The organism is Leucobacter sp. wl10, from assembly GCF_003569785.1.
In the GTDB taxonomy this organism is placed as follows: Bacteria; Actinomycetota; Actinomycetes; order Actinomycetales; family Microbacteriaceae; genus Leucobacter.
This window is the reverse complement of sequence record NZ_KZ983988.1, coordinates 26,091-39,934: the sequence shown is the minus strand read 5'-3', so window position 1 is coordinate 39,934 and position 13,844 is coordinate 26,091. Positions and strand designations below refer to the sequence as shown.

Below are 13,844 nucleotides of genomic sequence, written 5' to 3'. Positions count from 1 at the left end.
TGGCGGGCGGGGAGGCCGCGAGAGTGGACCCGCTGCGCGCTCAGTCTCCGCTGCTCTGGCCGACCGGGTCGGCGATCCGGTCCGCGTTCTCCGGCTCGCCGCGCCTCCTGTCCGCCCGCCGGGCCAGGATCTGCTTCGCCGCGATGTCGGCTCCCGCCAGCAGCGGGGAGGGCTTGCCCGGTGTCGCGCCGATCGCGCTGCCCGGCTGCGTGCTGAGCGCGGGGATCCCCAGCACGATCACGCGCGCGTCCGCGGCGCCGTCGGCACCGACGAGGTTGAAGCCGTGCAGGGCGCCCTCGTCGACCTCTGCGAGCGTGGTGTCGAGGCTGGCAGTCGGGACGCCTTCGATCGTGCGGATGCGCGCCCTGCCCGTATCGAGCAGCGAACGCAGGAGCGGATCGCTCGTGTTCGGCACCTTGCCCTTGGACATGCGGGTCTCGACCAGGATGGGCGACAGCGCGGAACGGCCCGAGATCGGTGAGGAGAGACGGAACAGGCGCTCCCGCTCGTCGAACCCGACCGTCGCCTCCGGGCCGATGAGCTCGATGACGCCCGCCTCGATCAGCGCCAGCACTTCACGGGTGCGCGACGAGGGCGGGCCCGAGGCCATGAACAGCGCGTCGCCGTCGAACCAGCCGTGCAGGTCGTGCACGGCTGAGTCCCCGCTGAGCGCCCCGACGACGCCGAGCCTCGCGACCCTGCCCCGCAGCATGCCCATGGCGCGATTCACGGCGGCGCGCGGGTGGCGCGAGGGGTGCGTCATCGAGCCCAGCTCGTCCTCGACGTGGCGCCGCACGAGCTCCGCCCAGCGCTCCGGCCCCACGCGCACGCCTCGAGTGGGCCGGCGCAGCTCGTCGATCGAGAAGCGGTGACGGTCGTCGGCGACGTGCCGCTCGAGCACGCTCTCGACCCCCGGTAGACCCGACGCCGCGTCCAGCCGCTCGCGCCAGCCCGGCACCACCGCGTTCGGCGCCCAGCGCTCGAGCGCCGCGAGATGGGCGTGAGCGAACTCGGCGGCGAGCGTGGGGAACACGTCGTGCCTGAGCGAGAGCCCGCGCTGCGCGCCGAGCCCCTCGAACCACTCCGGCACCGCGTAGCGCACCTCGAAGGGCGCCGTCGGCGCATCGCCGTCGGGCTTGCTGCGATACGGGAGGCCGCGGCGGGAACCCGCTACGATCCTGGGCTCGCGCCCGCTCGCCACGTAGCGGAGCCGGCGCAGGGCATCGCCCTCGACCGGTTCGAAGCGACCGCCCCACTGCCTGCTCAGGTGCCCGACGACGTCGAAGAAGTTCGCACCGAGTCCGCGGACGAGGATGGTGGAACCGGCGGTCGCCCCGGCGGTCGGGAACATCAGCTCCCACGGCTGTTCGGCGGGCATGTCGGGTGCGATGTAGGTGAGCCCGTGCTCGTCGGCGGTACGCGCGAGCTCCCGCGCCTCCGGTGTCGGGCGGGCCTGCACCATGCCCTGAGCGAGCACGACGACGGGCGCGCTGAACACTCTTCCGTCGGAGAGCAGCACGTGCCTCAGACCCTCGCCGGCGACGAGGTCGACGGCCGAGCCCAGCACCTCTTCGACTTCGACGAGGCCGCTGGCCTTCGCGGCGTCGAGCTGGTCCCGGTAGTAGACGCCCTGGACCCGCCGGGTCGGGAAGTCGAACGACCGCAGCCCGCGCGCCTCCGCGACCACCCAGTCGGCGAAGGGGTGCGCGCCCGCGCGCTCGACCTCGGCGATCCAGTCGCCGAGCGCGGGACCGGGAGCGGGAGGCCCGCTCATGGGCGTCGACTCGTCGGGGTGGATGGTCGTCGCCGCGACCGTCGTGTTGTTCAGATACTCGGCGGGCTGGTCGGTGCGCCACGTGGCGCCCGCGGCGATCTCCACCGAGTCGATGAGCACGACCCGCAGCGGCGCATCCGCATCGGTCCGCGCCCCGGCGCCCGGCGCCGAACCGATCGCCTCGCGCGCGGCGCGCAGCCGGGCGACGAGCCGAGCGACCGTCGCCACCGCGCGCGGTCCCCCGCCCACGAAGACCGCGTCGAATCGGTGATCCCCGCGGCTCAAATCCGGTATTCGATTCCGTCGTCGACCAGGGGGCGCACCTCGACGTATCCGTCGATGTTCTGCACCTTCACGGGCAGGCCGTACACGTCGCCGAGCGTGTCCGACCTCAGCGCGTCCGTCGGGGTGCCGTCGGAGACGATCCTCCCGTCGTGCAGCAGGACGATCTGGTCGCAGAATCTGGCCGCGTGGTTGAGATCGTGAATCGCGATGAGCGCGGTGATGCCGTGTTCGCGCGACACCCGTCGCACCAGCTGCAGTGTCTCGATCTGGTATCGGAGGTCGAGCGCGCTCGTCGGCTCGTCGAGCACGAGGATGCGCGTGTCCTGCGCGATCGCTCGCGCGATGAGGGCGCGTTGCTGCTGGCCGCCCGAGAGCTCCGACATGTTGCGGTCGACGAGCTCGCCGAGCCCCAGCAGGTCGATCGCCTCGTCGACCTTGCGCCAGTCGACGGCTCTCGGCGCGATGCCGAAGTGCGGGGTGCGGCCGAGCAGGACGGCCTCGTGGACCTTGAGGTCGAACGGCGCCTCTCCGCTCTGCGGAACGTAGCCGACCTCGCGGGCGTGAGCGCGCCTCCCGAGCGCGGACGCGTCCTGGCCGTTCAGCAGCACGTCCCCGGAGGCCGCCCGGTGCACCTGGGCGATGACCTTCACGAGCGTCGACTTGCCGGAACCGTTCGGGCCCAGCAGGGCGCAGAACGAGGCGTCCGGCACCGTGAACGAGACGCCCTTCAGGATCTCGCGCTTGCCGTACTTGAACTTGACGTCCCTGACCTCGAGAGTCATCGCATCGCCGTCTTTCGCGTCAGGATCAGGTTGATGAAGATCGGTGCGCCGATGAACGCGACCACGATGCCCACCGGCACGACCGCCGGCGCGATGACCGTGCGGCCCACGGTGTCGGCGACCAGCAGCAGCAGCCCGCCCGTGAGCGTCGCGAACGGCAGGAGGAACCGGTGATCCGAGCCGATGATCAGTCGGGCGATGTGCGGGCCCACGAGGCCGACGAAGCCGATGATCCCGCAGAAGCTCACGACCACGGCCGCGAGCACGACCGACATCACGATGAGCCCGAGGCGCAGCGACGACACGTTCACGCCGAAGCTCCGCGCCGCATCGTCGCCGCCGAAGGCGACCGCGTTGAGATCCTTCGCGAACCACAGCGTGACGGGCACCGAGAGCAGCAGGATCAGGCCTACGACCTGCACGTCGCCCCAGTTCGCGTCGTTCACCGAGCCGAACGTCCAGCGCACGATCGCCTGCAGCGTGTTCTCGCTGGCGATGAACTGGAGCGCGGCGGTCAGCGCCTCGAACAGCTGCGTCATCGCGATGCCGAGCAGCAGCAGCGTCGCCACGGCGAGCTTGCGGGCGGAGGCCAGCGACAGCACCAGTCCCGATACCAGCAGCGCCACCACCAGCGCGCTGCCGATGACGATCCACGACGGGAGCGAGTTCGAGCCCGCGAGCGTGATCGCCAGCGCCGCGCCGAACGCGGCGGCGGGGGAGACGCCGAGCGTGAACGGGCTCACCAGCGGGTTGCGCAGCAGACCCTGCATGAGCACGCCCGCGAGGGAGAGCCCAGCGCCGGCGGTGAAGGCGAGCAGCACGCGCGGCAGGCGCAGTTCGACGATGATCGGATACTTGTCGGCGAGGTCCCCCGTCAGGGTGCCGCCGAAGATGCTGAGCCACACGGACTGGGCGACGTCCGCCAGGGTCACACCCGAAGTCCCGATGACCACGGCGAGTCCGATCGCGAGCGCGCTCACGATGGCGCCGATCACGATCATCAGCGACTTCCAGCCCCCCTGGCGCCGACCGCGCTCGTCGGACTCTTCGAGCGCTTCGAGCTCGTCCGTCTGGTCGCTCATCGCTTGAACGGCCCCTGGATGTAGTCGTCGGCCGACGTGAACTCGGCGCCCTGGAACTCCGTCACCCAGCGCTTGAGATACACCTCGGGGTCGACGTCGGCGAAGAGATCGGGGTTCAGCCAGGTCGCCAGGTAGAGGGCGCCGATCGCCTTCGCGCTCGCGCTGGTCGCCCACCCGTTCGTCACGTAGACCTGGCCGTTCTGAACGGCCTGTATGCCGCCGAAGCCGGGTCGTGCGAGCATCTCGTCGGCGACCTCCTGAAAGCGGTCGACCGGTGTGAAGCTCGGCTCGAACTCCTTGAAGATGAGGGCGGGGTTGCGCGAGACGACCTGCGCCGGATCGACGGTGAGCTCGTCGGAGGAGCTCCCGCCGGTCGCGTCGGCGAACACGTTCCGGCCCCCTGCGGCCTCGATCATGGCGTGGAACCCGGATGCCGGGAGCACGGTCAGATAGGGGTCGACGGTCTCGAAGTACACGGGCACCGGATCGACGCCCTTCAGCCGCTCGGCGAGCAGATCGTTGATCTCTTTGTTGAATGCGAGGAGTTTCTGGGCGCCCTTCTCGGCTCCGAAGATCTTCCCCAGGAGGTTCACGGTGTCCTCGAACGCCGCGTAGTCCCAGGCCGTCGCCACGACGACGGGGATGTTGAAGCCCTTGAGCTGCTGCGCGGCCTCCTGCCAGACCGCGTTGCGGGGCAGGATCACGACGTCGGGGTTCAACTCGGCGATGGCCTCGTAGTTGAGCTGGTCGAGCCCTTCCGCGATGATCTGGTCGCCGCCGATTCCGAGGTACGGGAGCCGGTCGCTCGACGTGCGGTCGGTGCCGACGATCGTGTCGCCGGCACCGATGGCGCGGATGATCTCGTTGCCGTAGCTGTTGATGACGACGGCCCGCTTGACGGGTCCCGTGATCTCGACCTTGCGGCCCTGATCGTCGGTGACGGTGATGGTCTCGGCCGACTTCTCGGCGCCGGTCGTGACGGTACCGCAGCCCGCGAGGGCGAGTGCCGAGGCGGCGAGCAGCGCGACGACGCCGACCGCGCGCCTGCGCAGAGTTCGCGGGGCGCGTCTGGGACTACGGCCGGCGTGGGAGCGGGCGGGAAACGACATGGCGGGTTCCTTTCGCAGAAGGGCTGGGCTCCTCGGCGGGGTTGGATGTTCGGGATCTGGAAACTGGGGTGGGGGAGGGCGGTGGGGCGGTCATGCGCCTGGCGTCTCGAGCCGGGTCCGCTCGCGACGCAAGGGCCCAGGGGTGCGGTGCGTCCGGAGGAGGGCCCGATCCCGGGACCCTCTCAGTCGTTCGGAGGGACCATCGGTTCCCCGAGCGTCAGCATGAGCCGGTTGGCCCAGGCGAAGAAGGCGGTCGACGCGATGAGATCCGCGAGTTCGCCTGTCGTGAGGCCGAGAGCGCGGAGCCGTTCGATCTCCGCTCCCCGCAACCCGGGGCGCAGCAGGGAGAGCCGCGCCGCGGCGTCGATGATCGCGCTCCACCGCTCGTCCTGACCCTCGGAGAGCGGCGCCACCGACACGGCCTGCCAGTTCGCATCGCGCTCGAGGGCCGAGGCCAGAAGGCGGTCGACGTCGCCGGGCCGCTTGCTGAACACGGCCGACTTCCGCGCGTGCACCGAGGCGCAGTAGATGCAGTCGTTGACCTTGCTGGCCACGGCCGCGCTCAGTTCGCGCTCTGCCTTGGGGAGGCCCTCGCGGGGCAGGAACACGGCGTTGTCGAGGGCGCTGCGGGCCTTCAGGATCGCCGGCACCCGGGCGAGGAGCCGGAAGTACGGGCTGTTGGCGGTCGTCTTCGCGGCGAACGAGTCGGCCTGCTCCGGCGTGAGGTCGCCCTGCTCCACGGGCGGCACCCAGGGCTGCCACTCGAGCACCTCGCGCGTGAACTCGCGCGGTTTCGGGTCGCCGGTCGCCGTCAGACCGCCGAGCTCTTTGACGCGGCCGTTCGTGCGGGGAGCGGATGCGGGCGGGGGCTGCTCGTCGAGCGCCCGGCCGTCGAGCGCTGAGAAACCCGCGACTGCGCGTGCCAGGTAGCTCTCGTACGCCGCGAGCTGGCTGACCAGCACGATCTCGTCGGGCGACACCCCGGCGTCCGCGAGCAGCAGGAGGTCGTCTCGAGTGGCCAGCGCGGGGGAGACGACGAGGATGTCGAGGTGATCGCGAAGGAGTCGCACGCGATCATCGGCGATGTCCGCGCCTTCGGCGACCGTCGGGTCGGCGCCCTCGGCGGAGTGCAGCTCGTGCAGCGGAGCGTTGCCGTGCCAGGCGGCGACCCGGGCTGCGAAGGCGCGGAGCACGCCGGCCGGGAGGGCGTGCTCGCCGCCGTAGAGCGCGTCGTATGCGAGCCCGGTCTGCTCGAAGACGGCGGGTTTCGCCCTCCGCAGCTCGATGAGGTGCTCCGAATCGCCGATGAGCCGCTCGAGGGGGTCGGTGAACGTCATAGTGTGTTGCTCCTGTACGGATCCGTGCGGGTCACCAGCGATGGCACCGCTGAGGGCCTGAGTCGACCCTCCGATGCGCGCGGAAGGTTCGCTGCAGCTCGGGTCGTACCATGTTGCCTCAGACCGGCCGCGAGTGCGGAGCACGTTACGAACCGTGACGAGTGCGCGGCGGCTCCGCGGCCCGCCGCCGCGACCGCTTCGGCACCGCGACCGCTTCGGCACCGCGCCCGCGAACGAGGTGCGCCTTCTGGGCGCTCGCGCCGCAGCGGAGCGCCCAGAAGGCGCACTTGTTTCACCTAGATCTGGTCGATCCGGGCCGATCACCTGCCGCACCGGACTCGCCGCCGCCGGAGGGCTCCGGCTGTGCCGCGGGAGGGCCGGCAGAAGGCGACCCACCCAACCCCTCCGCACGTGCTGGCCGGTAGCCCCCGGTAGCCCCCATGCCGGCCCCACATGACGCCCAAGCAAAACGAAAACCCCTGCCTGAGCAGGGGTTTTCAGTGGCGGTGACGGTGGGATTTGAACCCACGGTGCGGGGTTACCGCACACGACTTTTCGAGAGTCGCACCTTCGGCCGCTCGGACACGTCACCGCCGAAAAGGATACGCGATTCCAGCCCCGAGTGCGAATCGACGGTCGGGCCGCCGTCCGGGGTGCGGGCTCGGCGTGCGGCGGATTGCAGCGGGTTCAGGCCCCCGCCCCCCAGCCGAAACGAGGGGCGACTTCTCCCGCGAACAGCTCGATCGAGCGCAGCACGTAGTCGTGGGGCGCGTCGACCGAGTGCACCTGGATGGCCACTTCGTCGGCGTGCTCGAGTGCGCGATCGGCGGCGAGCGACTCGGCCACGTCGTCCGGCGTGCCCAGGTGGGTGTCGCTCCGACGGATGAACTCCTCGACGGGGGCGCCTTCTGGCACCCCGAAGAGGGAGGCGTATCTGCGCAGCCCTACGTCGGCGAAGCGGAGCGCCTCGGCGCGGTCGTCCGCTACGAAGACGGTTCGGGATGCGGTGATCCTCGGCTCGAGGCCGGCCGGGAGCGCCTCGAGGTAGGCGTCGATGATGGGCCGCTGGATCTCGTGCAGCTGGGCGTCCTCGCGACCGGCGACCCGCGGCTGGGTGCGGCTGAGCAGCAGACCGTGCCCGGGGCGTCCCGCGCGCGTGCCGCCCGCCGCGCTGAACGTGGCCTGCCACACGCGGTCCTTGAGCGAGCCGGGCTCGGGATAGAGTGCGTTGCCCCCGCCCAGCTCGCCGCCGCCGAGCGCTGCGATCAGGGTTTCGAGCTTGCGCTCGTAGTCGGCCGTCTTGTTCTGCAGCGACAGGCCGAAGGGCGCGAACGAGGCGGGGGTGCCGCCGCTGCCCAGCCCGAGGTCGATCCGGCCTCCGCTCAGCAGGTCGGCGACCACCGCGTCCTCGGCGACGCGCACGGGATCCTCGAGCGTGAGGGTGACCACTCCCGTGCCGAGCCGAATGGCGGAGGTGTGCGCGGCGACGTTCGCGAGGAGCACGAACGGCGACGGGAGCCCGCCCTCCGCGGCGCGGAAGTGGTGCTGGGCCACCCAGGCCCGGGCGAACCCGCACTGCTCGGCGCGCCGGATCTGCTCGGTCGCGAGGCGGAAGCGCTCGGCGGGCGGGACGTCGTCGAGCAGGCGGGTGAAGAAGGCGGTATCGGTCATGCGGGGCTCCCGTGGATGGTTGAGGCACAGGCTAGCGACCTCGGCGCGAGGAGCCAACGCGGCCCGTCAAGATCGGTCACACTGGTTCGGTCGGCGACGGTCGGCGACGGTCGGCCAAGGCCGGCCCGGTCGGCCCGGCGACGGAGGGCGAGCGCGCGGTGCGCGAGGGCGGGCCGATCGCCTCTCGATCGCCTCGACTGTCCGAGGTCACCGGTAGGCTCGCCCGCATGGCGAAGACGAACAGCGTGTACGCGTGCTCGGAGTGCGGCTGGCAGACCTCGAAGTGGGTGGGCCGATGCGGCGAGTGCCAGCAGTGGGGCACGGTCGAGGAGCGGGCCCGGGAGGGCGCCTCACTGGCCCGCACTACCCGGGCGGCGCCACCCGCGGCGGGCCGGGAGGCGCGGCCGATCACCGAGCTGCGCGGCGACTCCGTGCGGCACCGGCCCACGGGGATCGGAGAGCTGGATCGCGTGCTCGGGGGCGGGGTCGTGCCCGGGGCGGCGATCCTGTTCTCCGGTGAGCCGGGGGTCGGCAAGTCGACGCTGCTGCTCGACGTGGCCTCCCGCTTCGCCGCTCCCGCCGCAGCGGGGCGGTCTGAGACGACGGGGGAGCGGGTGCTCTACGTGAGCGGCGAGGAGTCGACCGGTCAGATCCGCATGCGCGCCGAGCGTACGGGCGCCCTGCACGACGCCCTCTTCCTCGCGAGCGAGACCGATCTCGCGACCGTCCTGGGGCACATCGACGCCGTGGATCCGTCGCTCGTCATCGTCGACTCGGTGCAGACCCTGGCGAGCGCAGAGGTCGAGGGCGGTGCGGGAGGGCCCGCGCAGGTGCGCGAGGCGGCGGCGGCCCTGATCCGCGCGGCGAAGGGGCGCGGCACCCCGGTTATCCTCGTGGGGCACGTCACCAAGGACGGCTCGGTGGCCGGCCCGCGACTGCTCGAGCACCTCGTCGACGTGGTCTGCCACTTCGAGGGCGACCGGCAGACCTCGCTGCGCTTCCTGCGCACGCTCAAGAACCGTTACGGGCCCACCGACGAGGTCGGCTGCTTCGAGATGGCGGATCGAGGCATCGCCGAGGTGCCCGACCCGAGCGGGCTCTTCCTCAGCCGCGCCGCGGCACCGGTGAGCGGGACCTGCGCGACCGTGGCGATGGAGGGGCGGCGGGCGCTGCCCGTCGAGGTGCAGGCGCTCGTGGCGAAGAGCGCGACGCCCAACCCGAGGCGCGTCACGAGCGGGGTGGATCCCTCCAGGGTGGCGATGATCCTCGCGGTACTCGAGCGCCGCGCCGGCGCCCGGCTGCACGACCAGGACGTCTACGTCTCGACCGTCGGCGGAGTGAAGCTGGCGGAGCCGGCCGCCGACCTCGCGATCGCGCTGGCCGTGCTCTCGGCGATCACGGACCGGCCGCTGCCGCACGACCTGGCCGCGTACGGAGAGATCAGCCTCGCGGGCGAGGTGCGGCCGGTCGTGGCCGGATCTCAGCGCGCGGGCGAGGCGGCGCGTCTCGGATACGTGCGAGTGATCGACGCGGCCTCGGCCACGCTGGACCGGGCCAGGAAGGACGCGGGCCTGTGAGTCCCCGAGAGACGAGTACACTTGCAGAACGTGAGCAACAACACGGTAGATGTCGTGCTGATCGGCGGTGGCGTGATGAGCGCTACCCTGGGCACGCTGATCAAGCAGGTGCAGCCCGACTGGACGATCGAGATCTTCGAGTCCCGCTCCGATGTCGCTACGGAGAGCAGCAACGCCTGGAACAACGCGGGCACCGGCCACGCGGCCCTCTGCGAGCTCAACTACATGCCCGAGGGCAAGGACGGCAGCCTCTCGGCGGCCAAGGCCATCGACATCAACGAGCAGTTCCAGCTCTCGCGCCAGTGGTGGTCTTCGCTGGTCCAGGCGGGCGTGCTGGGCGAACCCTCGACCTTCATCAACCCGACGCCGCACATGACCTTCGTGCGGGGCGAGGCCAACGTCGACTACCTGCGCCGCCGCTACGAGCTGCTGAAGCCGGAACCGCTCTTCGCCGATCTCGAGTTCAGCGCCGACCCCCGGCAGATCGCCGAGTGGGCTCCGCTGCTCATCGACCGGCGCTCCAAGGACGAGGCGTTCGCTGCGACCCGATCCGAGAGCGGCACCGACGTCGACTTCGGGGCACTCACGCATCAGCTCATCGGCCACCTCGTCTCCGAAGGGGCGAAGCTGCACCTGGGCACGCAGGTGAAGAGGCTCAGGCGGCGCGCGGACGGCACCTGGGACGTGTTCACCCGCTCGCTCGCGGGCTACGGGCGGCAGATCGTGAACGCCAGGTTCGTGTTTGTCGGCGCCGGTGGCGGCGCGCTGCATCTGCTGCAGTCGTCCAGGATCCCCGAGATCAAGGGCTTCGGCGGGTTCCCGATCAGCGGCAGATTCTTGAAGTGCGACAACCCCGAGATCGTGAAGCAGCACCGCGCGAAGGTCTACGGCAAGGCCGCGGTGGGGGCTCCTCCCATGTCGGTGCCGCACCTCGACACCCGCGTCGTCGACGGTAAGGAGAGCCTCCTCTTCGGACCGTACGCCGGCTTCAGCCCCAACTTCCTCAAGAAGGGCTCGTGGTGGGACCTGCCCGGGTCGGTGCGCCCGCACAATCTCGGCCCGATGCTCAAGGTGGGACTGACCGAGTTCTCGCTCGAGAAGTACCTGGTCGGCGAGGTGCTCGCCAGTCGTGAGACGCAGATGGGTGCGCTGCGGGAGTACATGCCGACGGCGCGCGCCCGGGATTGGGAGATGATCACCGCGGGTCAGCGCGTGCAGGTGATGAAGCAGGATCCGCAGAAGGGCGGCGTCCTGCAGTTCGGCACGGAGGTCATCACCGGCGCCGGAGGCTCCATCGCTGGTCTGCTCGGCGCCTCGCCGGGCGCCTCGACCGCGGTCTACGCCATGCTGGGGGTGCTCGAGCGCTGCTTCCCCGAGCAGTTCGAGCGGCAGTGGAAGCCGGCCTTCAAGCAGCGGGTGCCCGCCCTCGGCGAGGGACTCAACGGCGATCCCGAGGCCGCCGCGGCGTCGCTGGCGCACACCGCCGAGGTGCTGAACCTCGTGCGCGCAGCACCGCCGGCCCCCGTCGCGGATTAGGCCGAGACCGACCAGGTCGGCCGCCCGACTCAGGCCGGTGGCGCGATCCGCTCCTCGGCCAGCAGCTCCTCCAGGAACGCCGCGGTGTCCTCCCAGTCCTCGACCGCGCGGCAGGGCACGCCGAGCGTCTTGACGGGGTAGTCGTTGCCGTCGGGATCGAGCCGGTCGCCGACGAACAGCATCTCCTCGAGCGGAATGCCGGTGTTTGCCTCGAGCTTGCGCATGCCGTAGGCCTTGTCGATGCCCCGACGGGTGATGTCGACCGAGGTCGATCCGCCGCTGCGCACCTCGAGTCCGGGCAGGCGCGCGGCGACGGCAGCCCGCAGGGTGTTCTTCTTCGAGCCGTCGGGATCCCACCGCTGCTTCGCGGCGACCGGCGCGCGCTGGCCGAGGGCGGAGAAGGTGACCTGGGATCCGCGATCCTCGAGGATCTCGCCCCACGGCTCCGCCTCCCACAGCCCCAGCCGTTGCGCCTCCTCGCGCAGTGCCGTCAGCGCTGCGTCTCGCTCGTCCGGCGTGAGATTCTCGCGGTAGACGGTGACCCAGGCGCCGTTCTCGCGGTGCTCGTAGCGGGTGCCGCACGTCGGCAGCAGGTGCAGCCGCTCGAGCGCGGTCTCGTCCACGCCCTGGAAGGCGTCGAGCCGATCGACCAGCTGCATCTCGAACTGCTCGAAGTTGCCGCCCGAGATCACCGCCACCGAGGTGCGGTCGAGCAGCCGCGCGAAGACCGCGAGCATGCGCGGTTCGACCGGGGATTTCGAGGGGGCGAGGGTGTCGTCGAGGTCGAATGCGATGAGGCGGGGGATCGTGGGCACGCATCGATTCTTCCACAGTGTGACGACCGTCCCCCGCGGTCTCGCAGCGCGTGGAAGGTGCGCTCGGGATCGGCCCCGGCTCGCGGCGCGGCCGGGGCTCGCCGGCCGAATGCGCCGAGTCAACATGATTCTCCCGAGACGACACAGTATTCGCGCGATTCCCGTGTCGTCTCGGGAGAATCATGTCGTCTCGGTGACCACGCGGAAACGCGAGAGCGATGCGTCGAGTGCTCCCCGAACGTAGCCGATGGGCGACGCCGCCACGGTCTGCAGGAACGCCACGGTCTCGGCCGTGATCGCCTCGCCGGGGATGACGTTGGGAATGCCCGGCGGGTACGCGGCGAGAGAGTCTGCGGAGATGCGTCCGACCGCCTCCGAGGCGGACACGATCTCGTGCCGGGAGAAGTAGGCGGAGCGGGGGCGCATGAGCATGGGGACCGGCTGGGGGAGCGCGGGGAAGTCGAAGACCTCGGGGGTGGGCGCCCGGTCGGCGCGGTCGGCGATCTCGAACAGGGCCCGCGAGAACCGGGATAGGTCGGGGCGTTTTCCCGGTCCGATGAACGCGACCACGGCCTGGGCCGTGGAGATCTCGAGGTAGACCCCGTAGTCGGCGCTCAGCACGTCGCGCATCCGGTGGCCGCTCAGACCGGTGGACGAGACGTCGATCGAAACGCGCAGCGGGTCGTGCGCGACGATGTCGGGGAATGCGGAGAAGCCGTCGGAGATGATCGTGTACCGGCCGTCGTCGCGAAGCGCGCCCCGCAGATCCTCGACGACGGCCAGGGTCTCGCCGATGAGCTCGCCGCCGTGCACCAGCGCGTGTCGCGCCACATCCAGGGAGCCGAGCAGCAGTGCGCTCGCGCTGGTGGATTGCGTCAGCATGTAGGCGCGGTCGAGCATCGGTTCGAGCGCCGCCGCGAAGGGGCCGTCGCCGAGGTGGAGCATGGCCGACTGGGTGAGGCTGCCGCCGAGCTTGTGCGTGCTCGACACCGTGATGTCGGCTCCCAGGCGGGCGGGCGACTCGGGGAGAGCGGGGTGGAACCCGAAATGAGAGCCCCACGCGCCGTCCACGACCAGCGGTGCCCCGTGCCGATGCGCCACCTCGGCGAGGGCCGCCACGTCGGCGACCGCGCCGAAATAGCTCGGCGAGATGACGTACACGGCGGCGATCACGTCGTCGTCGGACGCCGCGCGCGTCAGCGCCTCGTCGAGCGCGCGCGGGTCGACCCCGTGGTTGATCCCGCGCTCCTCATCGATGCTGGGGAAGACGAACCGGGGGAGCAGATCGCCGAGGAGCACCCCGTCGGTGAAGCTCGAGTGGGCGCTGCGCTGTGCGACCACCGTGTCGCCGCGGTGCAGGCCGGCGAGTGCGAGCGCCGCCATCCGGTTCGCCTGCGAGGCGCCGTTGGTCAGAAACCAGGTGCGCCGTGCGCCCCACGCCTCGGCTGCGAGGCGGGTCGCCTGCACGAACGCCGAGGCCGGGCCGACGTCGATCCCGTCGATCAGCGGAGGGATGTCCATCGCGAGGGCGCGCTCGCCGCAGAACCGGCTCAGCTCCTGCGACAGCCCGCTCGGTGTGGCGCCGTGACCGGGGACCATCAGGTTCACGGTGTCGCGCGCCTCCTGGGCTTCCAGCGCGGAGGCGTACGGGGTGGCACGCTGCCTGTCGTCCATCGTCGTGGGGAACTCGGTCATGCGGTGCTCCTTCGCGTGGAGTCGAGGGCGACGACTCCCGATACTGACCCGGATCAGAGATATTCTAAATTATACGAAATATCGATATTTTACAGAATTGGTACTCTGAGATACATTAGTTCGCGATGGCGGCGAGTACGCGATCGGAGCAGACGGCTCCCTCCGTATCGCGTCTCCACAG

At 70.9% G+C, this 13,844-nt stretch carries 10 protein-coding genes and 1 tRNA gene; 2 read left to right on the top strand and 9 right to left on the bottom strand.

Annotated features, from left to right (window positions below; translation table 11 throughout):
* Window positions 1-40: 40 nt before the first annotated feature.
* The 7 genes from D1J51_RS02465 to D1J51_RS02435 all read right to left on the bottom strand — a co-directional run bounded on the left by D1J51_RS02465 (window position 41) and on the right by D1J51_RS02435 (window position 8,040).
* A complete protein-coding gene (locus tag D1J51_RS02465) occupies window positions 41-2,059 on the bottom strand; it encodes an FAD/NAD(P)-binding protein (RefSeq protein ID WP_119073599.1) in 2,019 nt (672 codons plus the stop codon).
* Window positions 2,056-2,841, bottom strand: coding sequence for an ABC transporter ATP-binding protein (locus D1J51_RS02460; RefSeq protein ID WP_119073598.1), 786 nt, complete (start codon window positions 2,839-2,841; stop codon window positions 2,056-2,058). The genes D1J51_RS02465 and D1J51_RS02460 overlap by 4 nt, the downstream gene beginning before the upstream one ends.
* On the bottom strand, window positions 2,838-3,923 hold the full coding sequence (locus D1J51_RS02455) for a FecCD family ABC transporter permease (RefSeq protein ID WP_119073597.1): 1,086 nt from the start codon (window positions 3,921-3,923) through the stop codon (window positions 2,838-2,840). The genes D1J51_RS02460 and D1J51_RS02455 overlap by 4 nt, the downstream gene beginning before the upstream one ends.
* Complete coding sequence (locus D1J51_RS02450) at window positions 3,920-5,032, bottom strand: ABC transporter substrate-binding protein (RefSeq protein WP_119073596.1); 1,113 nt, start codon at window positions 5,030-5,032, stop codon at window positions 3,920-3,922. Before D1J51_RS02450 ends, D1J51_RS02455 begins: the two co-directional genes overlap by 4 nt.
* Window positions 5,033-5,214: 182 nt before the next feature.
* Window positions 5,215-6,369, bottom strand: coding sequence for a peroxidase-related enzyme (locus D1J51_RS02445; protein ID WP_119073595.1), 1,155 nt, complete (start codon window positions 6,367-6,369; stop codon window positions 5,215-5,217).
* Window positions 6,370-6,870: 501 nt separating this feature from the next.
* Window positions 6,871-6,961: transfer RNA gene (locus tag D1J51_RS02440), tRNA-Ser, on the bottom strand.
* A 95-nt stretch (window positions 6,962-7,056) separates the two neighbouring features.
* Window positions 7,057-8,040: a putative FMN-dependent luciferase-like monooxygenase gene (locus D1J51_RS02435; protein WP_119073594.1), complete on the bottom strand. Its 984-nt coding sequence runs from the start codon at window positions 8,038-8,040 to the stop codon at window positions 7,057-7,059.
* 227 nt (window positions 8,041-8,267) lie between these two features.
* Between D1J51_RS02435 and radA the strand changes: the two genes are divergently transcribed.
* Window positions 8,268-9,617, top strand: coding sequence for a DNA repair protein RadA (gene radA, locus D1J51_RS02430; protein WP_119073838.1), 1,350 nt, complete (start codon window positions 8,268-8,270; stop codon window positions 9,615-9,617).
* 30 nt (window positions 9,618-9,647) lie between these two features.
* Window positions 9,648-11,153: a malate:quinone oxidoreductase gene (locus D1J51_RS02425; RefSeq protein ID WP_119073837.1), complete on the top strand. Its 1,506-nt coding sequence runs from the start codon at window positions 9,648-9,650 to the stop codon at window positions 11,151-11,153.
* A gap of 29 nt (window positions 11,154-11,182) precedes the next feature.
* Here D1J51_RS02425 and D1J51_RS02420 read toward each other — a convergent pair whose 3' ends face one another.
* Both D1J51_RS02420 and D1J51_RS02415 read right to left on the bottom strand, forming a co-directional pair.
* On the bottom strand, window positions 11,183-11,968 hold the full coding sequence (locus D1J51_RS02420; RefSeq protein WP_240422811.1) for an HAD-IIB family hydrolase: 786 nt from the start codon (window positions 11,966-11,968) through the stop codon (window positions 11,183-11,185).
* A 180-nt stretch (window positions 11,969-12,148) separates the two neighbouring features.
* On the bottom strand, window positions 12,149-13,663 hold the full coding sequence (locus D1J51_RS02415; protein ID WP_119073592.1) for an aminotransferase class I/II-fold pyridoxal phosphate-dependent enzyme: 1,515 nt from the start codon (window positions 13,661-13,663) through the stop codon (window positions 12,149-12,151).
* Between the last annotated feature and the right edge of the window lie 181 nt (window positions 13,664-13,844).